Source organism: Acinetobacter sp. SK-43 (assembly GCF_015351505.1).
In the GTDB taxonomy this organism is placed as follows: domain Bacteria; phylum Pseudomonadota; class Gammaproteobacteria; order Pseudomonadales; family Moraxellaceae; genus Acinetobacter; species Acinetobacter junii.
In genome coordinates this window covers 30,152-52,630 of the sequence record NZ_JADKPY010000050.1, presented here as the reverse complement: position 1 = coordinate 52,630, position 22,479 = coordinate 30,152, and the positions used below count along the sequence as shown (strand labels likewise).

24 protein-coding genes are annotated in these 22,479 nt (G+C 37.0%); 8 read left to right on the top strand and 16 right to left on the bottom strand.

Going from position 1 to position 22,479, the window contains the following annotated elements:
- Positions 1 to 43: 43 nt before the first annotated feature.
- Positions 44 to 865 carry an AraC family transcriptional regulator ligand-binding domain-containing protein gene (locus IRT38_RS10695; RefSeq protein ID WP_227592158.1) on the bottom strand — a complete coding sequence of 274 codons (822 nt, stop codon included), beginning with the start codon at positions 863 to 865 and terminating at the stop codon, positions 44 to 46.
- A 123-nt stretch (positions 866 to 988) separates the two neighbouring features.
- On the opposite strand from IRT38_RS10695, the gene IRT38_RS10690 reads away from it, so the two are divergent.
- Entirely contained in the window at positions 989 to 1,687 is a 699-nt protein-coding gene (locus IRT38_RS10690; protein WP_194597663.1) for an NAD(P)H-dependent oxidoreductase, read from the top strand.
- Positions 1,688 to 1,753: 66 nt separating this feature from the next.
- On the opposite strand, the gene IRT38_RS10685 is transcribed toward IRT38_RS10690, so the two are convergent.
- Entirely contained in the window at positions 1,754 to 2,500 is a 747-nt protein-coding gene (locus tag IRT38_RS10685) for a TenA family transcriptional regulator (protein ID WP_004954430.1), read from the bottom strand.
- A gap of 394 nt (positions 2,501 to 2,894) precedes the next feature.
- Between IRT38_RS10685 and IRT38_RS10680 the strand changes: the two genes are divergently transcribed.
- Positions 2,895 to 4,073: a GGDEF domain-containing protein gene (locus IRT38_RS10680; RefSeq protein WP_227592159.1), complete on the top strand. Its 1,179-nt coding sequence runs from the start codon at positions 2,895 to 2,897 to the stop codon at positions 4,071 to 4,073.
- A 99-nt stretch (positions 4,074 to 4,172) separates the two neighbouring features.
- Here IRT38_RS10680 and aroC read toward each other — a convergent pair whose 3' ends face one another.
- From aroC to IRT38_RS10625, 11 genes are all read right to left on the bottom strand, one after another.
- Entirely contained in the window at positions 4,173 to 5,264 is a 1,092-nt protein-coding gene (gene aroC, locus IRT38_RS10675; RefSeq protein WP_004954434.1) for a chorismate synthase, read from the bottom strand.
- Positions 5,265 to 5,275: 11 nt separating this feature from the next.
- Positions 5,276 to 6,286 carry a 50S ribosomal protein L3 N(5)-glutamine methyltransferase gene (gene prmB, locus IRT38_RS10670; protein ID WP_042893544.1) on the bottom strand — a complete coding sequence of 337 codons (1,011 nt, stop codon included), beginning with the start codon at positions 6,284 to 6,286 and terminating at the stop codon, positions 5,276 to 5,278.
- 125 nt (positions 6,287 to 6,411) lie between these two features.
- Positions 6,412 to 7,617 carry a tryptophan synthase subunit beta gene (gene trpB / locus IRT38_RS10665; RefSeq protein ID WP_125298696.1) on the bottom strand — a complete coding sequence of 402 codons (1,206 nt, stop codon included), beginning with the start codon at positions 7,615 to 7,617 and terminating at the stop codon, positions 6,412 to 6,414.
- A gap of 37 nt (positions 7,618 to 7,654) precedes the next feature.
- Positions 7,655 to 8,842 carry a vWA domain-containing protein gene (locus IRT38_RS10660; protein ID WP_004915807.1) on the bottom strand — a complete coding sequence of 396 codons (1,188 nt, stop codon included), beginning with the start codon at positions 8,840 to 8,842 and terminating at the stop codon, positions 7,655 to 7,657.
- A 12-nt stretch (positions 8,843 to 8,854) separates the two neighbouring features.
- A complete protein-coding gene (locus IRT38_RS10655) occupies positions 8,855 to 9,706 on the bottom strand; it encodes an AAA family ATPase (protein ID WP_004915804.1) in 852 nt (283 codons plus the stop codon).
- 39 nt (positions 9,707 to 9,745) lie between these two features.
- On the bottom strand, positions 9,746 to 10,132 hold the full coding sequence (locus tag IRT38_RS10650) for a hypothetical protein (RefSeq protein WP_125298695.1): 387 nt from the start codon (positions 10,130 to 10,132) through the stop codon (positions 9,746 to 9,748).
- Positions 10,125 to 10,430 carry a YcgL domain-containing protein gene (locus tag IRT38_RS10645; RefSeq protein ID WP_004961809.1) on the bottom strand — a complete coding sequence of 102 codons (306 nt, stop codon included), beginning with the start codon at positions 10,428 to 10,430 and terminating at the stop codon, positions 10,125 to 10,127. The genes IRT38_RS10650 and IRT38_RS10645 overlap by 8 nt, the downstream gene beginning before the upstream one ends.
- A 102-nt stretch (positions 10,431 to 10,532) precedes the next feature.
- On the bottom strand, positions 10,533 to 11,675 hold the full coding sequence (locus IRT38_RS10640; RefSeq protein WP_194597662.1) for a ribonuclease D: 1,143 nt from the start codon (positions 11,673 to 11,675) through the stop codon (positions 10,533 to 10,535).
- Between the two features lie 287 nt (positions 11,676 to 11,962).
- Positions 11,963 to 12,559 carry a recombination mediator RecR gene (recR, locus tag IRT38_RS10635; protein ID WP_004915789.1) on the bottom strand — a complete coding sequence of 199 codons (597 nt, stop codon included), beginning with the start codon at positions 12,557 to 12,559 and terminating at the stop codon, positions 11,963 to 11,965.
- A 67-nt stretch (positions 12,560 to 12,626) separates the two neighbouring features.
- Positions 12,627 to 12,956, bottom strand: coding sequence for a YbaB/EbfC family nucleoid-associated protein (locus IRT38_RS10630; RefSeq protein ID WP_004915785.1), 330 nt, complete (start codon positions 12,954 to 12,956; stop codon positions 12,627 to 12,629).
- Between the two features lie 12 nt (positions 12,957 to 12,968).
- Positions 12,969 to 14,156: an O-succinylhomoserine sulfhydrylase gene (locus IRT38_RS10625; RefSeq protein ID WP_004954447.1), complete on the bottom strand. Its 1,188-nt coding sequence runs from the start codon at positions 14,154 to 14,156 to the stop codon at positions 12,969 to 12,971.
- 346 nt (positions 14,157 to 14,502) lie between these two features.
- Here IRT38_RS10625 and IRT38_RS10620 point away from each other — a divergent pair, with 346 nt between their 5' ends.
- The 5 genes from IRT38_RS10620 (at position 14,503) to IRT38_RS10600 (ending at position 19,003) form a co-directional block, all read left to right on the top strand.
- On the top strand, positions 14,503 to 15,588 hold the full coding sequence (locus IRT38_RS10620; protein ID WP_004915776.1) for an alpha/beta fold hydrolase: 1,086 nt from the start codon (positions 14,503 to 14,505) through the stop codon (positions 15,586 to 15,588).
- A gap of 3 nt (positions 15,589 to 15,591) precedes the next feature.
- Positions 15,592 to 16,464, top strand: a complete 873-nt coding sequence (locus IRT38_RS10615; protein ID WP_194597661.1) for an NAD(P)-dependent oxidoreductase — start codon at positions 15,592 to 15,594, stop codon at positions 16,462 to 16,464.
- 351 nt (positions 16,465 to 16,815) lie between these two features.
- Positions 16,816 to 17,085: a YARHG domain-containing protein gene (locus IRT38_RS10610; RefSeq protein ID WP_004954451.1), complete on the top strand. Its 270-nt coding sequence runs from the start codon at positions 16,816 to 16,818 to the stop codon at positions 17,083 to 17,085.
- Positions 17,086 to 17,174: 89 nt separating this feature from the next.
- Positions 17,175 to 17,588 (top strand): HIT family protein, encoded by a 414-nt coding sequence (locus IRT38_RS10605; protein ID WP_004954452.1) that lies wholly within the window; start codon positions 17,175 to 17,177, stop codon positions 17,586 to 17,588.
- Positions 17,589 to 17,836: 248 nt separating this feature from the next.
- On the top strand, positions 17,837 to 19,003 hold the full coding sequence (locus tag IRT38_RS10600) for a porin (RefSeq protein WP_194597660.1): 1,167 nt from the start codon (positions 17,837 to 17,839) through the stop codon (positions 19,001 to 19,003).
- A 62-nt stretch (positions 19,004 to 19,065) separates the two neighbouring features.
- Here IRT38_RS10600 and IRT38_RS10595 read toward each other — a convergent pair whose 3' ends face one another.
- Together IRT38_RS10595 and IRT38_RS10590 are read right to left on the bottom strand one after the other, a co-directional pair.
- A complete protein-coding gene (locus tag IRT38_RS10595) occupies positions 19,066 to 19,692 on the bottom strand; it encodes a YidB family protein (protein ID WP_075696476.1) in 627 nt (208 codons plus the stop codon).
- Between the two features lie 131 nt (positions 19,693 to 19,823).
- Positions 19,824 to 20,285, bottom strand: a complete 462-nt coding sequence (locus IRT38_RS10590) for a DUF6231 family protein (RefSeq protein WP_125297330.1) — start codon at positions 20,283 to 20,285, stop codon at positions 19,824 to 19,826.
- 37 nt (positions 20,286 to 20,322) lie between these two features.
- On the opposite strand from IRT38_RS10590, the gene IRT38_RS10585 reads away from it, so the two are divergent.
- Positions 20,323 to 21,192 (top strand): DUF2797 domain-containing protein, encoded by an 870-nt coding sequence (locus IRT38_RS10585; protein WP_004954464.1) that lies wholly within the window; start codon positions 20,323 to 20,325, stop codon positions 21,190 to 21,192.
- Between the two features lie 42 nt (positions 21,193 to 21,234).
- Here the strand turns inward: IRT38_RS10585 and lpxB are convergent, their stop codons facing one another.
- A complete protein-coding gene (gene lpxB / locus IRT38_RS10580) occupies positions 21,235 to 22,410 on the bottom strand; it encodes a lipid-A-disaccharide synthase (protein WP_194597666.1) in 1,176 nt (391 codons plus the stop codon).
- Between the last annotated feature and the right edge of the window lie 69 nt (positions 22,411 to 22,479).

Below are 22,479 nucleotides of genomic sequence, written 5' to 3'. Positions count from 1 at the left end.
TTTTTCTATCATGATTCTAGACTAACATAATCATTTTGCTAGTCTAGAGCCTTTCCAAATAACGCTGCAACGTTCTTGAAGACATATTTAACTGCTTGGCAACCTCAGATAAGTTCAATTGACCAATATTCTTTTGGATCAGACTTATTTTTATTAGCTCAATGATCTGCGATCGTATAATTGACTTTGTTTGTCTGCTTTTTATGTGTTTATCTGTATCACGAATACACTGTTTCTTTGCAAGTTTAAAAACAATCTCATCAGCAGTCTCTAAATGTATATTCAGTAACTCTCTGTCAAAGCAAACAGTATCCGTTACTTGCTCAAATTTATAAGCAAAATTATTATCGATAAATAATTGTTTTTGCTTAAGAAAAATAAAAATATCTGATTCGGTTTTTATCAACTTACTTATGATATTCGCAAAACTTGCTACAAGAAATGCTATAAATTTATTTGTGCTCTCAGATTCACCTAGCATATGAGTAAGATATAAAAATGCTTTTTCACCTTCAATTTCCAATCTCAGCTTGAATACACCACAGTATAGACCAATAAATTCTTCTAACACTCTCAATGCCTGATCAAGATTTTTTGAGGACATTGCAGCAATACCAACATTTCCATAATGAGATACTTTCATTTGGTTTGCCATAAGGATTGGAAATGCAGCATTACCAGTTAAACGGACTGATTTCTCAAGTAATTGAATAAAAACCTTCGAATCAACATACCAATACGTTTTTTGCAAATCTTCAAGTGTAATATGTTTGTCAGCAAGAACTTCCTCTGATGAAATCCCCCATTCTTCTATAGTTTCAATCAATAGATTTACATATGTACCTGGTAACCTAGAAAGTAGCATTGACACTCCATTAATCATTTACATTGGCGTGAAATGGTAAATATTGTCGGGTCATGAACTATGACAGCTTTTTTATTTACGGCATAGTAAAAAGACAAAATTCCTCATCAAGGCCAATATTAAATGAATATTTTGATTGTTCATGCACATCCTGAACCCAAGTCCTTCACATCATCTTTAAAAAATACTGCTAAAGAAAATCTTGAAAAACAAGGATATTATGTAGAAATCTCTGATTTATATGAGATGAATTTCAATCCAGTTGCATCACAATTAGATTTTGAATCACTCAACCAAACTGATTACTTTAATTATGCACTTGAACAACGTCATGCACAGAAGAATCAAACACTTGCGCAAGATATTCAGATAGAAATCGATAAAGTTAAACGTGCAGATCTGGTTATATTCAGCTTTCCACTATATTGGACTTCTGCTCCTGCAATCTTAAAAGGATGGATTGATCGAGTATTTGTTTCTGGTCTCTTTTATGGTGGAAAACGCTTTTACAATCATGGCGGAATGACTGGAAAAAAAGCGATGCTGTGTCTGACTCTGGGTGGTCGCGAGCATATGTTTGGTGATAAATCAATTCACGGCTATATTGAGACTTACCTATCTTCAATCCAACGAGGAAGTTTGGCTTATGTAGGTTTTGAGGTGCTTCCGCCATTTATTGCTTATCATGTTCCTTATATTAAAGATGAAGATAGAATGAATATCATTGAAAATTTTGAAGATTATTTAAACAATATAGATCAATTTACGCCTTTAGAGTTTCCAAAATTAGAAAACTTTGATGAGAAACTTTATCCGCTTTAACAAAATCAAAATTATAAAAAAACAGTCACACTTTTATAAAAATGTGACTGTTTCAATCATTAGAACTTAGTTTTTATGTTGAATCTTATAGCACTCATCCAAAGCTAACTCATAATAAGCCAAACCATCTTGAGCTGCCTGAAAAGCTTTTTTCTGTAAAACAGGATCTTTATCACATAATCTTTTGATTAATTCCATCGCTTCATATGGATGTAAATCATCATAATGCGCATGAGCTCTCAACCAAGCCAATGATCGTTTATTGATATTGACTTCAGGATGTGAAGTATAAGTTTGAATCCCTTTGTAGACTTGGATTGTCCAATCACCTGTCGCCCACTCAATGGCTAAATTTGTTGCAGCAATACTTTCAGCCAAGCCACCTCTAAAATTTACATCCCACAAATAATGATTCACAGCATTCATCGCCGCAGGAGGCCTAACGTTATTTAACATCTCAACAGTCAAACCGAATCCACCTGCCCAATCTTGATACCAATTTAAATGTCTTTCTTCAACTTTGATATTTTGGATTAACCAGTCTCGGGTTTCGGTTACACCATCTAGAGCAAAGTTAGTCGCTTTAGCTAATGCACCTGCCATGTATGACGGAAAATGAGCAACCAATGGATAAAAATTTAATAATGCAGAACGGAAACACTCTAGGCTTAAATCCCCATTTGCCATGTCCACAAATAATGGATGTTTACTCACTCTTTCTTTAGCAGGTACAAGCTCATCCCAGAACTTTTGCGCCCAATCAGAATGAGGCGTGATTTCTAATTTTGTGCTGTATTGATTCATAGCAGTCATTGCGATGCATCCTATTTCGTATGACTTAATTCAATCACTCTGTATGTGAATGATGCTTTTTTCTAAATTGTATCTTATTGCTCCAAATATACAATCATTCTTGGTAAATTTGTAACAGTTTTTAAGGGTTTGATATTTTATTCGTCTGAATCATTATATTATTTAATAGATTTTAATAAATTCGATTAATGGATGATGCGTGGGGACTAATTAAAGTTGAATTTTGTACTAATTATTTTTTTATTATCGAATAAAAATTTTTAATTTAATTCCATGCAACATAGTTTTTTAAATAATCCCTATTTTACATGTATAAAAATATTTGGGAGTGGTGAGAGATAAGATGAAGTTGAAGGCTTCCAATATTTTGGGACAAGAACAAATCGACTTGTGAATTTCTCGCGGGCTAAATTTAGTTTGGTTTCCTAAAGAATTAGAATCGATCTACAAAGATCAGTATAGAAATGAAGCAGCTTATGAGTTTCGTTATAGAGCTCCTATTATTTTAGGATTATATGCATTTCTAAGCTTTGGTATCTATCAAGTTCTTCCTTCAGGCATGCGTTTTGAATGGTTTGCTTATTATGGCTGGGTCGGCATTATCATTATGTTTGCTTGGCTACTTTCTTTTGTGCCAAATCTTAATAAATGGTTTGATCATTACGTTTGTTTGGGTTCAATGGGTGCCGTTGCAATCACATTTACCCTCATTAACGTACTTGAGCAAGGTCAAAATAACGTTTTATTCCACGCAGCAATGATGTATGCCGTTGTAATTATTTATGGCTTCGTTGGAATGCGTTTTTACACAGCCATTATTGCTGGCTGGGCTGGTGGATTGATTGGCGTAGCTGCAAGTACTTGGCTAAATGGTTCTATTGATTGGACTTATTTACATCGCACATATACTTTTAGTAGTTTTTTAGGCATGGCTTTAGCTTATGCAACTGATCGACAACATCGAGAAAACTATCTACAAAATTGCATGATTGAACTGAATCGTCTTGAGTTGATGCGTCAAGCACAGCAATTATCAATTTTATCTCAACAAGATGCTTTAACGGGCTTAGCAAATCGTCGCTATCTAGATGAAGTACTTGAGAACGAATGGAAAAGAGCCACTCGACATGAGATGCCACTTACCATCATGATGATAGATATTGATTTCTTCAAACTCTATAACGATACACTAGGTCATATTCAAGGTGATCAATGCCTTAGACGTATCGCAATTATGTTGGGTTCGATTGCATCAAGAAGTGGAGATTTAGCTGCTCGGTATGGCGGTGAAGAGTTTTTGCTATTGTTCTCTATGACTGATCGGGATCAGGCTATTATTCAAGTTCAGCGCTTAATGGAACTAATTAGAAATATTGGTATTGTGCATCCTCAAAGCAATATATCTAAGCACGTTACGATCAGTGTTGGTGTGGCAACAATTACACCAACATTAAATGACAGTCTTTCAGAGTTTGTATCTCAAGCAGATCACGCATTATATATTGCTAAAAGTAATGGTCGGAACCAATATCATATTGCAACATCTAATAATAAAGTTTCAGAGTTATTATAACCACCAAAATGTAATTTAAATTTATTTAAATAATTTTATATTATTTTAACCACTAATAAAAAAGACACCTATTAATTTAATAATAGGTGTCTTTATATTTTATGGTTCTATAGGTTTAAATGGCGGAACTACATCTGCATTCTGAGCACGATGTCTTAAAAAATGATCCATCAATACTATTGCCAACATTGCTTCTGCAATAGGTGTAGCACGCACACCTACACACGGGTCATGTCGCCCTTTCGTTAATACATCTGTATTTTCACGATCAATCGTGATTGTTTTACCTGGTGTTGTAATACTAGCAGTCGGTTTTAGAGCGATTGCAACACGGATTGTTTGTCCACTTGAAATACCACCTAGAATTCCACCAGCATGATTTGCAAGAAAACCATCTGTAGTGAGTTCATCACGAGTTTCGTGACCAAATTGACCCGCAACAGCGAAACCATCCCCGATCTCAACGCCTTTTACAGCATTAATGCTCATCATCGCATGTGCAATATCAGCATCTAATCGATCAAAAACAGGTTCACCCCAACCCACAGGAACCTTCTCAGCGAGGATTTCCAGTTTAGCCCCACAACTTGTTCCTTGCTCACGTAATGAAGTCACAAGTTGTTCAAAACGAGGGACAGCATCAACATCACCACAAAAGAATGGATTATTTGGAACTTCATTCCAATCTAATTTCTCAGCAACCTCATTACCGATTTGAGTGACATGACCACGAATATCGATTCCAAATTTCTCAGCTAAGTATTTCTTTGCAATAGCACCTGCAGCAACACGCATAGCTGTTTCTCGAGCGCTTGAACGACCACCACCACGATAATCACGGAAACCGTATTTTTGCGTGTAAGTATAGTCAGCATGACCAGGGCGGAAAGTTTGAGCAATATTACCGTAATCTTTTGATTTTTGATCTGTATTACGAATTAGTAAACCGATCGAAGTTCCGGTTGTTTTTCCTTCGAAAACACCTGATATGATTTCAACTTCATCAGGCTCTTTACGTTGTGTTGCGAACTTAGAGGTACCTGGTTTACGGCGATCTAAATCACGTTGTAAATCAGCTTCACACAGTTCAAGACCCGGTGGCACTCCATCGACAATTGCCATTAAGCCAGCACCATGTGATTCACCACATGTTGTTACCTTAAAGAGTTGCCCAATACTATTCCCTGCCATGTTTTAGCCCCTTAACTTTGAACAGATTGCTGAAATATTTCTTTATAACGGCGGCATTGTTCAGCAGTTAATGCAAAAATACCAGAACCGCCTTTTTGGAAAGTGAGCCAATGGAAGTCAACTGTATTGAAGTTTTGGCGCATTGCCCATTCTGAGTTACCCACTTCGATGACGATTAAACCATCTTCAGTCAAATAATCAGCAGCTTGAGCTAACATTTTGCGCACTAAATCCAAACCATCCTGACCCGCAGCAAGTGCCAATTCAGGTTCATGCAAAAATTCTTCTGGTAAATCGGCCATATCTTCTGCATCCACATATGGTGGATTGCTGACAATAAGGTCATATTGATTTTCAGCTGGAATTTTTGCAAACAAATCAGATTCCAGTAATGCAACTTGATATTGTTTGTTGTGATGTTCTGTATTAATGGAAGCAACTTCTAAAGCTTCTTTAGAAATATCAGTAGCATCTACTTCAGAATCAGGAAATGCATAGGCTAATGCAACTGCAATACAACCAGAACCTGTACACATATCTAAAATACGTTGCGGTGTTTTTGGATTTGGATTAACAGGTAAGCTATTTAAAGCTTCAAGCATTTGTCCATTTTCATCTAAGCAGTATGGTGCAAAACGCTGTTCAATTAATTCAGCAATTGGTGAACGCGGAATCAAAACACGCTCATCGACATAGAATGGCTTATTAAAGAAATATGCCAAATTCAATAAGTATGAGGTTGGAACTCGTTCGTTGATTCGACGTTCTAACAAACTGAGGAATTCAGCCTTTTCACTCGGCAAAAGTTTCGCATCTAGAATTTCTGAATCTGCATTCCACTCTAGTGATAAAGTTTGTAAAACTAAAGCTGAACTTTCTGCAAAATAATCTTCAGTACCTTGTCCTAAGTGTGCGTCATACTGACGAAGTGCGGTTACACCAAAACGAATAAAATCTCGAATGGTTACTAAATTTTCAGCCGCTTCTTGTAAATGTTCAGGGCTGATTGTAGGTCGCTCCACTTAGGCGTCTCCAAAATGCAAATAGCAAAAACGCTATATTCTAACGAGATTTAAGCCTATTTAACAGTAAAAAACCGCTTCTACAGACTAGAAACGGTTTATGAAATTTAAATCAAGGTAGAAAATTACAAACCCAACTTTTGAGCAACATAGTCTGAATCCTTATCTCCACGACCAGAAAGATTCACGACGATCTTCGTATTTTTATCCATTTTAGGTGCTTCACGTAATGCCCAAGCCACCGCATGGGAGCTTTCTAGAGCAGGCACAATACCTTCGACACGCGAAAGCGTCATAAATGCATCTAAACACTCTTGATCTGTTGCTGTTTCATATTGAACACGTCCCAACTCTTTGAGAAAGCTATGTTGTGGTCCTACACCAGGATAATCCAAACCTGATGCAATCGAATGCACAGGTAGGGGTTCTCCTTGATCATCCTCAAGCACATAACACGCCATACCATGAATTTGACCTGGCTTACCCAATGTGAGTGTAGCTGAGTGTTTATCCGTATCTAAGCCATGACCTGCTGGCTCAACCCCAACAAGTTTTACTTCAGGGGTATTTAAAAATGCAGTGAAAGCACCTATTGCATTTGAACCACCACCTACACATGCAACTACATAATCAGGGTTTTGTCCAAAACGTTCGTTTGCTTGAGTTTTAATTTCATTTCCAATAATCGACTGAAAGTCACGTACCATTTTTGGAAATGGATGCGGTCCAACTACAGAACCAATCGCGTAAATATAATTTTTAGGATCTTTTAAATATTCTTCAAAAGCACTATCAACTGCATCTTTTAAAGTTGCAGTCCCCTGAGTAACTGAAACCAACTTTGCACCCAAAATTTTCATCTTAACGACGTTTGGATGTTCTTTTTCGATATCTACTTGTCCCATATGAATTTCACACGGAATACCGACTAATGCACAAGCAGTTGCTAGAGCAACACCATGCTGTCCTGCACCAGTTTCAGCTATGACCTTGCTTTTGCCCATATATTTAGCAAGCAAAGCCTCTCCTAAACAGTGATTAATTTTATGAGCACCAGTATGGTTAAGATCTTCTCGTTTTAAATAAATCTGTGCTCCACCTAGTTGATCGGATAGACGTTTTGCATGAAATAAAGGGCTTGGGCGACCAACGTAATTTTTAAACAAATCATTAAGTTCATCTTGAAATTCAGCTGTATGACGAATTTCTTCATAAGCATTGTTAATTTCGTCCATTGCCTCTTTTAAATGAGGAGGAATAAATTGACCGCCAAAATTACCAAAAAAGCCTAATTCATTAGGCAAAGCAATGCCATTAATTTGATGTTCCATGTCTTTTCCTGTTCTTATAAAGTATTAATGTCAATTTTTAGCGTGATAAATATCGTGTCATATCCTCAATCCCCTTGAGGGTCATCGGATACATATGATTTTCAAAAATCTCTTTAATCCAGCCAATAGTCTGTGTGTAATGCCAATAGCCTTCTACTTCAGGATTTAACCAAGCAGTTTTATCAAAATGTTGGCGTAATCGTCTTAACCAAACCTCACCAGCTTCATCATTCATATATTCAACTGAGCCACCCGCTGACTTTAGCTCATAAGGCGCCATACTCGCGTCACCTACGATAATGACACGATAGTCACGCCCATATGTATGAAATAAATCCCATGTATTCATACGTGTAGAACTACGACGATGATTATCTTTCCAAACATAGTCATAGAGACAGTTATGGAAATAGAAATACTCTAGTGTCTTAAATTCTGACTTGGCAGCGCTAAACAACTTCTCACATTCAGCAATATAAGCATCCATGGAGCCACCAACATCAAATAGCATCAAAACCTTAATACGGTTACGGCGCTCTGGAACTAGTTGTACGTCTAAGATACCCTGTTTTGCAGTCTCTCGGATCGTACCATCTACATCTAACTCTTCTGCTGCGCCTTGTCGCGCAAATTTACGTAAGCGACGTAAAGCAATTTGCATTTGTCGTGTACCTAAAACTTGATCATCATCAAGATTTTGGTATTTACGTTGCTCCCATACTTTTACAGCCGAACGTTTGCGTCCTGGCCCACCAATACGCACACCTTCTGGATGATCACCAAAGGCGCCAAAAGGTGAAGTTCCACCTGTACCAATCATGCGGTTGCCACCTTGATGCTTTTTATGTTGTTCGCGTAAACGCTCTTCCAACATTTTCATCAATTCTTCGAGGGAACCGGCCTTTTGTAGTTCTTCACGTTGCTCTGGTGTTAGATGTTTCTCTAAAAGCTCAAGATCAAACCAATCTTTAGGTAGTTTATGAACCTGTTTAAGCAATTCATCTAAATCGAAAGTTTCAATGCCATCAAAATAATCTTTCATAGCACGATCAAACTTATCAAAATATCGTTCATCTTTGACTAAGACAGTTTTAGCCAATTGATAGAACTCGTCTTGATCTGCGAAAACAAGACCTGAAGCCACAGCCTGATTAAGATCAATCAATTCACGCGTGGTAACAGGAACGCCATATTTACGCAAGGTGTAAAACAGTCTCACAAACATTGGTAGACACTCTTAACGGCGTGACATAAAAGCTAAACGCTCGAGTAACTGCACATCTTGTTCATTTTTAATCAAAGCACCATACAGTGGCGGAATTGCTTTTGATTTATCATGATTGCGCAATACATCTTCAGGCATATCATCAGCCATAAGTAAGCTCAACCAATCAATCAATTCAGATGTTGATGGTGGTTTTTTCAGGTTTGGGACTTGGCGTAACTTGAAGAATATTTGTAATGCTTCGCTCACCAATGTATTAGAAATACTTGGGAAATGAACAGCAATAATGTCGCGCATAGTTGCTTCATCAGGGAATTCAATATAATGGAAGAAGCAACGACGCAAGAATGCATCTGGAAGTTCTTTTTCATTATTTGAAGTGATGATAACGATAGGTCGTTGAGTTGCGGTAATTGTTTCCCCTGTCTCATAAACATAGAACGACATTTTATCGAGTTCATGCAACAAATCATTTGGGAACTCAATATCTGCCTTATCAATTTCATCAATTAATAATACACAACGTTCTTCGCTGGTAAATGCTTCCCACAACTTACCTGGTTTAATATAGTTTTTAATGTCATATACACGATCGTCGCCTAACTGGCTATCACGTAAGCGAGATACAGCATCATACTCATACAGACCTTGTTGTGCTTTAGTCGTTGACTTGATATGCCAAGTAATCAATTTCAAACCTAAGCTTTCAGCAACCTGCTCAGCAAGTAAAGTTTTACCGGTCCCTGGCTCACCTTTAACTAATAAAGGCTTTTGTAAAGCTCGTGCAGCTTTGACTGCAAGTTTGAGGCTATCGGTTGCAATATATTGATCTGTACCAGTAAAGTGTTGTGTATCAGCAGACATTTTAAAACCTTATTTTTCTATATTTAACTGTGTGAATATTTAAACCGTGTGTCCTGTTTTATTTGCAGTGTATTTAGACCAGCAAAACCCAACCAGTAATCCTAATCCAATTACAAATAAAATTAAGGATAAATTTGACCAAATAAGAACATGCTCTTTGGTAAGTACACCGAAGATCAGTCCAAAGATTGCTGGGGCTAATGCAGAGTTAGGCCCCTCAGAGATGGTTGGTGTGACTAAAATTGCAAAAACAATAATCCAAAGTATTCCGCCTACTGGATTCGGTAAACGCGACATCAAACGATACCAGCACCATAAGGCAATCAATGTTCCAGTCACATAAACAATAATGGCTACATTTTCTTCTGGAAATTGATCAAAGATCGAAAGAATTTGTGACCATATTGCCGTTAGAGTCTCAAGCACCGCGTAATCCCTCAGGTTCTACAGCATTCGGGTTGATAAGACCTTCTGGTGGCATTTGAATAAAAAAGCCTTTGGTTTGCAAAGAGTCTAATACATGTAAGACATTTACACGTGCAAGCTTACGCTCAGCATGCAACTCTAAGTGCATTACAAATGTTGCTTTACCAAAAGCTTGCAAGACATTTTCAGGAACGACTTCTAGAGGATTCTCTTGATCTTTATCCTCGGGATAGTTTGGACGAGCAATATAAATATACATTTCGTCTTTTTTACTCGATCTATAAATATCGCAGTGCATGTTTACTCACAACCATTATCAATCAAAAACAGCATACATGAAAAAAACTGTAGGTACATTAAGGAATGTTAACGCTACAGTCGTATTTTATACTGTTCTTATTTACCTAGAAATCTTCATTTGAGTTGTTAAAAACTCAATATCTTCTTTGAAAAGTGCAATTAACGGCTCTGTCAAAAGATCATAGCGCCAACCTAATAAATAACTTGGTAAATCTTGTTCATCGAGATGAAAGACCACATGCTCATAAATCGCATTTAGCCACTTCTTACGTAACAACACTTCCTTTGGAATACCTGTTTTATTGACCACCATTTCGATCAATAGATCAACACGAGGTGCAATTTCTTTGGAGTTGTTTTTGACAGGACGTGCCAAACGCAATGGCCACTCATCTTCAGGGGGTAAAAATTTCAGTAGATCTAAAATTGTTTTACCATGCTCACGAACAATATTTGGTCGCATGTCTTTAACTTGTGCCAACTGGAAAGTATTTCGCGGATTCTTTTCGACTAGATCAATCATTGTGGCATTTTTAAGTATGAAACTACGCGGTTGATTCATCGCTTTGGTAATTTGTTCACGCCAGATGCTTAATTGTTGCAATTGCATCAACTCACGCCTAGAGTGACGATAATTACCAATATCCGTATAAAGTTCAGATAATGGTGTCTCTAATGCGATTTCTTTAGTTAGATTTTGGCAATCCTCTAAAACATAGGAATATAAACCCTTTGTTTGAAGATCAAACTTCAGTCTTTCTGCCAGCTTATTTAAATATAGTACGTCATTTGCGGCGTAACTCATTTGCTCTTGACTAAGTGGACGTGCTAACCAGTCCGAACGTGTTTGGTCTTTATCGATATCAATATTCAAACAAGTTTTTAATGCATTTTGATAGCTGACCTGCAAACCATGACCAAGAAAAGCCATGGCGACTTGCGTATCAAATACATTTTTTAATGGTTTTTGATCTGCGTAATGATAAATCAGATCAATATCCTCACCACATGCATGAAAGATATTCTGCTGAGCTTCAAAAACCTTATGCCAAAATTCAGATAAATCTAGCGCAGCACCATCTAACAACGAAACCTGATCATTTACATTGATTTGGCAAACGCCTAATTTCGGATATAAGGTATCAACCTTAATAAACTCAGTATCAAGTGCGTATGTGGAACAATGTTCCATTTGATTGAGGAGAACAGCTAGATCTTTTTGCTGTTGGATAAACTGAAACATAATTGCTCAAGTAAAAAAATTAAAAACATAGCGATGCAACGATTTCATTGCAGTTATTGCTCAAGCGAGATCAGATGAAAAAATTTACTCAGTATTCCACATGCAAAACATGAAATTACTCCCTATTCCATTTGTAAATCAGCGAAAGTCCATTTCGCCAGCCAATAGTGCCACAAATTTAAATAATTATAGCTATGATAATGTAAGACAAAATGTAAAATTTAATTACTTGTTTAAATTAACAGCATGAATTTAAAATAAATATATAAATTATATCGACCTTAGTCTTATTTCATACGCATTCGATTATGTACAGCCTGACTCAAAGTGTGACTGTCTACATATTCCAATTCACCACCCTGAGGTACACCTTGTGCAATTCGAGTCATATGTATTGGTAAGTGTTTTGTCGCTTCTACCAAATAATGTGCCGTTGCTTGCCCTTCAACCGTTGCATTAGTCGCTAGGATCACTTCTTCAATTTGACCTTCACTTAAACGCTGCACTAAATATGGGATGCCTATTTCCTCAGGTCCAATACCATCAAGTGGTGAAAGATGCCCACCTAAAACATGATATTTACCTCTAAAGCTTCCACTTTGTTCAATTGCCATAACATCAGCAGGTGACTCAACCACACACAGTAAATTTGAATCACGCTCTGTCGACGCACAAATATCACAAATTTCATTTTCAGTGAGTGAATGACAAATTCTGCATTCGTGAATATGACTCGAGGCCTCATGCAATGCATACGAGAGTGCAAAAGCACCTTCACGGTTCTTCATCAATAAATGTAATGCCATACGCTGTGCAGACTTAGGACCTACGCTCGGCAAAATACGCAATGCTTGAACCAATTGTTCAAATCGTTCACTAAACACAAATTAACTCGAATATTTGTAGAAAGAATCCCCCTAAGCTTATTTTTCAAACTTAGGGAGTAATCAATTAGAACAAGCCAGATAAGCCCGGTGGTAAACCCATACCAGAGTTTGCACCTTGCAATTTCTCTTCTGAAATCGCTTCAGCTTGACGAGCAGCATCATTCATCGCAGCTGCGATCAAGTCTTCAATCATGTCCGCTTCATCTTGCAATAAATCAGGACTGATCTCGATACGTTTTACAACATGGCGACAAGTCATAGTTACTTTAACTAAGCCACCACCTGCTTCAGCATGAACTTCAGTTTTCGCAAGCTCTTCTTTGGCTTTTTTAAGATTTGTTTCCATGTCTTTTTGCATGCGCTGAGCTTGCTGCATGAGCATATTAATGTTCATAACTTTCTCTCGTTAAATTAAATCTAAACCACGTGACAGATCACGAATAATATCATTGATATCTTCTAAACCAACAGATACACGGATTAAACCTTCCTCAATACCTGCTGCTTGTTTGGCTTCAGCCGACATTCTACCATGTGAGGTCGTCGCAGGATGTGTAATTGTTGATTTGACATCACCAAGATTACTTGTAATGGATAAGAATCTTGTATTATCAATTACAGTCCAAGCACCTTGACGCTCTCCTTTCACAACGAATGAGACAACTCCACCAAAACCTTTTTGCTGTTTCTTAGCCAATTCATGACCTGGGTGATCTGGCAATCCAGCATAATATACCTTTTCAACTTTATCATGCTGCTTGAGCCATTCAGCTAATATCTGAGCACTCGCACAATGCGCCTTCATACGTAAGCTCAATGTTTCTAAGCCTTTTAAGAATATCCACGCATTAAAAGGACTCATTGAATTGCCTAGTGTACGGATCACACCATTGACTTCTTCAAGTAAATCATTTTTACCAACAACGGCACCACCCAGTGCACGTCCCTGACCATCAATATATTTAGTTGCAGAATATAGAACTAAATCTGCCCCGAATTTGATGGGTTGCTGTAATGCTGGGGTACAGAAACAGTTATCTACAGCGAAAAGAGCACCATGTGCATGTGCAATATCTGCAATCGCCTGCATATCACCAACTTGCGCTAGAGGGTTTGATGGTGTTTCTATAAATAACAAACGAGTATTTGGCTGTAAGGCATTTTTCCAACCCTCAAGATCGTCTAAATCGACAAACGTGACTTCAACCGCGAATTTAGCTACATATTTTTCAAATAAGGCAATAATTGAACCGAATACAGCACGTGAACAAATGACGTGGTCACCCGCTTTTAAATACGCCATACAAATTGCATGTACAGCAGCCATACCAGAACTTGTTGCAACTGCACGCTCAGCACCATCAAGCGTAGCTAATCGTTTCTCAAAGGCTTGTACTGTTGGATTGGTATATCGAGAATAAGTATTGCCTGCTACTTGACCTGAAAATTTCGCAGCAGCATCAGCAGCGCTTTCACATACAAACGATGAGGTTAAAAAAATAGGTTCACTATGCTCACCTTCAAAAGTACGGTTATGACCAGTACGAATTGCAAGCGTATCTAGTTGATATTCTAAATCATCATTTGGATTCATCGTTTTGTATGCCTTATGATTAATGGGTTCAGGAACACTCTATTCTATACTCTGGACAGTTTTGCAAATTGCAAAGAATGAACCCATAGGTTTCTGCCCATTTTAACTTTGGCTAAAATTTTCTCACATTTGAATATAAAACCAAGCAATAAGATCACTATTGCTCTCTTCTAGAATCCTATCTGATTAATTTACGCACAAAAATTAAATTCATATTACAAAGTGTTATTAAATTCCGCCTAAATGTGCCAACATTTTGAGCGCCTAAGGTATTTAAGGTCAAGGCGAAAGATACAATAATCGCTTAGACTTCGTGCAATCTTGACTCATGATGAGACTTAAAAAGATGAAATCGCTTGTGGAACAGCAAAAAATAAATTTTAAACATCTCGCTATGCGTGTATTTGAAGCAGACAAATTAGTCTTATCCCAATCTACACCTTATCAAGTTATTGCCGAATTTAAACAAACACGTGTCAGATTCTATGCTTCTGAAAACAAGCGTTATAAGGAACCTCTTGTTTTCGTTGCACCACTTGCGATTAATATGGATATATACGATTTATATCCATACCGTTCTTTAGTTAAACACTTTCAAGAAAGCGGCTTTGACGTGTACCTGATTGATTGGGGTAAATTAACTTATAAAAATTATCATATTGATTTCTTATCATTTATAGATAAGTTCATTCCACGTTGCATTGAAGCAATTCAAAAGCATTCGAAATCTAAAGAAATCTCGTTACATGGTTGGAGTATGGCTGGCATCTTTGTCACACTATATACAGCACGCCATCAACCAGATGCAGTAAAAAATTTAATCGTATTGGGTAGTCCAATTGATAGTTATGCATCAGGTTATATTGGTAAGCTATATAAAACGCTCGCTTATGTGACAACACGTAATGCGACGATTAAAGACTATATTTACAATCGTCTCCCAAAACTCATGATTCATTCACCAGGTTTTTTAAATTCTTTGGGCTTTAAGTTACTCGATCCTAAAGGTTGGATCGACGGCAATATCCAACTGCTTAAAAATCTCGATAATCTAAAACTGGTTCAGGAAGATGCAACTTTAAGTCATTTTCTTAACAATATGATTGATTATCCTGGTGGTATTAATCAAGACATGCTGTTTAATGTTTGGATGCAGAACCCATTAAAAAATGGTGCAATCACACTAAAAAACAAAACCATTGAATTAAAAGGTATCAACTGCTCTCTATTAGTTGGCGCTGGGAAAAGTGATCAACTGGTAACGGCTGATGCTGCTTTTCCATTAACTCAGTTGACAAATAGCCAAGATGTCACGTTTACTCTTATACCTGGCGGACACTTAGGTTTAATGTCTAGTCAAAATAGCTCAATCGAGTTTTGGCCGACACTTACAAAATGGCTAGAAGAACGTTCAACACATTTAAAAAGGTAATCTATGACTCAATCTGTTGCATTTATCGGTTTAGGTGCCATGGGATATCGCATGGCTGCTCATTTACCAAAATATTTCGACACCGTTTATGTTTGGAATCGAAATTTTAGTAAAGCCGAACAACATGCAACAGAATTTGGAACAATTGCCGTTGAACTCGAACAAGCAGCGCAAGCCGATGTGATTTTTTCTTGCTTACCGACCAGCCAAGATGTTGAAAACCTAATAAGCAGTATCAAAATCAAATCAGGTGCAATTTGGATTGACAGTACCAGTGGTGTCCCTGATGCAGCGCGTCGTCTAGCTGAACAGCTCAAAGCTCAAGATGTAGCATTTTTGGATGCACCCGTCAGTGGTCAAACTATAGGTGCAGAAAATGCAACCTTAACATTTATGGTAGGTGGTGATATTGATGCATTTGAACGAGCCTATCCTGCTATGTCTGCTTTAGGAAAACTTATTCAACATGTAGGCGAGTCTGGCGCAGGCTTTGCAGTAAAAGCAATTAATAACATGTTGCTCGCTGTAAATTTATGGTCAGTAGCTGAAGGTTTTACAACATTAAAAGCACATGGCGTAAATCTAGATGCCGCCTTGAATTGTATTAATGCTTCTAGTGGTAAAAGCCTAGTCACTGAGAATATTTTCCCTCAACGTGTTTTAAGTCGAGAGTTTCCTGTTACTTTTGCCCTGCCTTTATTAGCAAAAGATACGGGAATTGCCCTAGATTTGGTACACGATGCAAAATTACCTGCACCTATACTATCTTTGGCACAAAGTCTCATTCAAGCTGCAAACTTAACTGCTGAATCCAATAGTGACTTCTCAGCTGCAATTAAAATGTATGAATCTTGGACTAAAATCACGCTTAAATAAGACCCTTTATTTATGCAATATTCTATTCATCGACACTTTTGATATCTGAAATTTATGAGATAGCATTGCATAAATATGTGGTGCTTTAAATATTACATTTATTTCAATGCTTATAACTTGAGATTATTAAATTACATTTAAAGCCAATTAACTTACTTTAAGTCAATGAAAAATATATTTTTTATTTTTGAATATGAATAAATCATGAAGTAAAAATTACACTCAAACAATACACATTGATTGAAATTTCATGAATAAGCCTTATATTGGTAAGTACGTAGGGATCAAATGCCATATGAATATCGTTTCATAAAGCCTTGATTTATACCTTTTTGAATAGAGGAACACCTCATGAATAAGTTTACGGTTGCAGTTATTGCAGGATTAATCTCTTTTACTGGTTTTAATCTCCAAGCTGCCACACCAGAACAAGAATGTAAAAAGTTGCAAGATGACTACAACCTCATCTATGCATCAAAAGGATTCTGTTTTAAAGACGCTGATGCGAAAGCTAAATATGGTAATGAAAACTGCCATACGACTAAGCCAAAATTTTCAGATAAAGAGCAACAACGTCTCGATCAAATCAAAGCTAGGCAAAAAGAGCTTAATTGCAAATAAAACTACTTAAATAGTTCATTTATAGCTCTCTTATTGAAATCAATAAGGGAGCAATTTTTTAACTTAGTACATCATATAAAGGATTAATCATGGCATACGATGACCAAAATATTTTCGCGAGAATTTTACGTGGCGAATTACCTGCGATTAAGGTCTATGAAGATGATCAAGTACTCGCATTTATGGATATTATGCCCCAAGCGGAAGGTCATACGCTTGTTATCCCAAAAACACCTGCAGTAACTCTACTCGATTTACCTGCGGATGCTGCTGCATACACCATTCAAATTGTGCAAAAAATTGCTCGAGCGATTGAAACTGCATTAGATGCAAAAGGTATTGTTTTAATGCAATTGTCTGGCGCTTCTGCTGGACAAACTGTTCCTCACGTGCATTTTCACTTAATTCCAAGTTCAGTACATGAGTTGGGGCGTCATGCTGCCAAGATGGGAGATCAAGAAAAAATTAAAGAATTAGCAGAAAAAATTAAAGCTGCACTGTAATTTTTCACATAATAAAAAGCGAAGTTATAACTTCGTTTTTTATTATTACTATAAAAATCAATAATAAATATAATTATTACCAAATATAAATCGTCATCAAACTGTCATCTTTCTTTCACTTCTCTGTCACAAAGTTTTCCGATACTGCATACAAGTCAGTGAGCTGTGTAACTTTTTGTACACAAGCAAGCTTATAACAGTAACTAAGGCATTAGCCATTTACAAAAAAGTGTTTTGGAGAAATCTCAATGAAAAAATTGCTTCTTGCTGCTACTGTAGCAACTTTAGCCATGAATGCAGCGCAAGCAGCACCAACATTGTATGGTAAGCTCAGTGTGACTTTGGACAATATTGACAACAACGGCTTTAAAGATGAAAGCGTAACTAAAGTGAACTCTAATGCTTCACGTATTGGCGTTAAGGGTGAAGAAAAATTGACTGATAACTTATCAGCAGTTTATTTAGCCGAATGGGAAATTAGTGCGGATGGAGACGGTGATGTATTTAAAAACCGTAACCGTTTTGTCGGTATTAAATCTAACGGCGTTGCAACTTTAAAAGTTGGTCAACACGATTCTTACTTCAAAACTGCAGCTGGTAATAACCAAGATATTTTTAACGATCACAATGAACTTGACATGACTGCAGTTTTAGCTGGTGAAGATCGCCCAAAGAATATTATTGGTTTTGAGACTGATAAAAAATTACTGGGTGGCTTAGCATTTAACATTATGTTCCAACAAGGTGAAAATGCAGCAACATCTGCAACTGCAAAAACATCTACAACTTCACTAGCTGGCGTTACTAAAGAAACAACTGTAGTTACAAACTATGGTTTAAAAGATGCACGTGATGGTTTTGGTGATGGTGTTTCAGCATCTCTTACGTATGAAAACAAAGATATGGGCTTAGCTGCTGCAGTTGCTGCAAACCGTGCGATCGCTTCAAAATTCAATGCTTATGATTTGTCAGGTATTTATACTGATGCTGTGCGTGTAACAGGTTCTTTAGACTTGGGCGCAATGGGTGCTAGTGGTTTAGTATTGGGTGCTTTATGGCAAACAGCTAAGCCTACAGATGATGTTGTGGCTGTCATCACAACGACTAAAGAAACTAATAAACCAGACACAGTCAAAAATAATTCATTTAAAGGCTTAAAAGAAGATGCTTATGGCGTAACAGCTGCGTATGCAATTCCATCAACACCTGTGAAGTTAAAAGCACAGTACATTTCTGCAACGACTGAAGTCGATGGTATGAAAGACCGTCAACAAGACCTTTACGGTGTAGGTGCTGACTACCAAATCAACAAACAAGCTCGTTTCTACGGCGTTGTGGGTCAACAAAAACGTGATTGGTTAGCTTCTAATGATGCCAAAACAGGTATTGGTTTAGGTATGGAATATAATTTCTAAATTGAGATTATCGTTCTACAAAAAAAGGGCATTCAAATGAATGCCCTTTTCTTTTTGATTGATTATTTTTTTAAGAATCCACTTACTAAATTTAAGACATTCTGAATATCTTGATTTGCTTCTTGAGGATTTGTACTAGAGCCTTGTGGTGTCAAAGAATCAATAACTTGTGGTAGAACTGATGCTATTGCACCATAAATTGCCTGTTTAGGCGCTTGTGTTTGTTGTGCAACTTGTTCAACATCTTGATCATCAAATAAATTTTGAATATTTTGAGTTGGAACATCTTGAGCATTTTGTTGTTGTGGATCGACCCAACTTTGGACCTGATTTGCTAAACCTGCATTTTTTAGTTTATCTAAAGCACCTTGCAAACCGCCTTGTTTTTGAATCCATGCAAGAATTAAAGGTAAAACTGCTATCAGTAACGTTTGTGCTGTACCACCGCGGTTACTAGTATTGGTCTGAGTAGAATTACCACTATTCCCCGCACCTAACTGACCTAATACTGAACCAAGAATTCCGCCTAAACCGCCTTGTTGTTGGTTTTGATTGTTTTGTTGTTGTCCACCAAGTTGACCTAAAACTGAGCCTAAAATTCCGCCCAAACCACTTTGCCCAGTCGTTTGCTGTTGTCCACCTAAAGCTTGTTTCGCCAGTATTTCAACAATATTTGCTAAATCCGTCATGACTTATCCTTTGGAATTATTTATTCCAAAAGAATACGCTGCTTTGAAAAAACAAAACAAAGATGATTTGTTAATTTTTGCAAGAACTTGCAATCAAAAGCAAGGATTTAGCTTAGCTAAATCCGGCCTGATCACCAGCGGAACTTATCCCAGTTTTCAGGATTTGCCCAGAACTTAGAATTAAACCAGTCAGGAACATGTTTATAAGTTAAAATATTAAACTGCCATAAAGCAAAATCGCTTTCATGCGTGGTTTTATCAATCAATTGAGTAAAACCAAGTGAACGCAGTAACTTTTCATCAGTTAATTTACTCACGACAACGATACGTTTTGCCATCAAATCTCGAAGCTTGACTAATAGTTGGGATTTTTGAGAATCACTGATAGTTTGCATTTCTTCTGTATCAAATAATACAAAACCTAAATCATATCGCTGCGTAAAAGGCAGATTTAAAAAGTCAGTTACGTTAAAATAATTCCATTGAATAGAAGCATTTTGGTCAATTTTCTGACCTATACAAAGTGCAGTATGAATCGGCTGCTCTTTAGATAAATCGTCTAGCATAGAAGTGATGACATTTTGTTCAGCCATACTGCAACCCTTGATTGAGAAAGATGAGAGTTTATTAATGGAACTACAGGGCATTTGCCATAAAATGCATGCAGCACTCAAAACGCATAGTGTAACTGATCAATCAACACGCAAGGCAAATGTTGAATATAAATTTATCCTAGATCGTTCAGAAACTGATCTACCGTTTGTGTTGGGTCAAGAGTTAGAGATTGAATGGACTGGAAATATTTTTTGTACATCTTGTGGTGCAAAGACACCTAAATCATATTCGCAAGGACATTGCTTTAAATGCTTTAAAACAAAAGCTGAATGTGACTTGTGTATTATGAAACCTGAAACCTGTCATTATCATTTAGGTACATGCCGTGAAAATGATTTTGCACACAATGTCTGCTTCCAACCACATATTGTTTATTTAGCGAACTCTAGTGCCTTAAAAATCGGAATCACCCGTATCGTGAATATGCCAACACGTTGGTTAGATCAAGGTGCGACACAAGCTCTCCCAATCATGAAAGTGGGTTCACGCCGTTTATCAGGACATTTAGAAACATTATTTGGCACTCAAATCGCTGATAAAACTGATTGGCGTAAATTGCTTAAAGGCGAAGCTGAGCCACTAAATTTAATTGAACAGCGCGATCAGATTATTGAAGAATTTGCACCTAAGATTCAAAGTATTCGTGATGAGTTCAGTCAAAATCTAGAGTTTAATGAAAATCTAGAATTACTAGAAAATGAAATACCACATGAGTTTATATACCCTGTGGAACAATATCCTGAAAAAATAAAATCACTAAATTTGGATAAGACTCCAAAAATACGCGGTGTATTACAAGGTATCAAAGGTCAATACCTGATACTTGATATTGGCGTGATCAATATTCGAAAATATACAGGTTATGAACTAATTCTTCGAGCTTGAATGACTTGAATACAGGTGGCTACGTTGCCACCTTTTTATTTATCAAGAGCTCAAAGAGTTCAATATCGCTTGGACTGGATCTTCAGTATTCCCTGAGATGAGCTGCTTATGCATACTAAGATGTTGCATCATTTGAATATGTGCAGTTTCGTGATCCATCAATTTCTCAATTGAAGTTGCTAAATGCTGTGGCGTTGCATCTGCTTGTATTAATTCTTCAATTACCTTTTTGCCAGCAATAATATTGGGCAAAGAATAATATGGTATTTTGACTAAAAATTTCGCAATTAGATAGGTTAACCAGTTTAATTTATAAAATGTCACCATCGGACGGTGCAATAACATCGCTTCAAGTGTCGCTGTGCCAGATGCTAAAGCAACTATGTCACTCGCATTCATCACCATACGTCCAATTTTTGATTCAGCATCGGAATTTTCTAAAACATGAATTTTAGCCTTTAAACTCGTCCCTACATTCTGTAAACCCTGCTCTATCTGTTGCTTACGAGCATCATTGATTGCAGGTATCAGAAACTCAAGCTCTGGATATTTTCGATGTAAAATCTCGGCAGCATCCGTCAATAATGGCAATAATCGTTCGATTTCACCGCGACGACTGCCTGGAAGTAATGCGATGTGAGTTTTATTTGCTGCTAAACCTAATTGATGTTTCGCTTCAATAATCGGATTCTTGAGAGGTAATTGTTTTGCTAAAGGGTGTCCTACAAATGCTGCTGGCACCTCATAATTTTCATAGAATGTTTTTTCAAATGGAAACAAACAAAGGACTAAATCTATACTTCGTTTAATGCCATGAACTCGTCCTTGACGCCAAGCCCAAACTGAAGGACTCACATATTGAACTGTTTTGATTGGTAAATTGTTTTCTTTAATCGTTTTAGATAGACGTAGATTGAAATCTGGCGCATCTATTCCTATAAAAATATCTACGGGACGTTCAGTCCATCGTTCAACTAGACCATCACGTACAGCAAATAATTTTTTTAGGTCTTTTAGGACTTCCACAATTCCCATCACAGATAGTATTTCCATAGGATAATAACTATGAAAACCTTCAGCGATCATTTGCGGACCACCAATACCTTCAAATTCAACATCTATGCCTTGTTCGCGAAAACTACGCATGAGTTTAACTCCTAGCGTATCACCAGAAACTTCACCCACGACGATCCCAATTTTTAGTTTTTGCTTTAACAAGACAACTGCCCCATTCAAATGTTTGAAATATTTTAACAAAATGATTTTACATTGAATCGCATCAAAGAT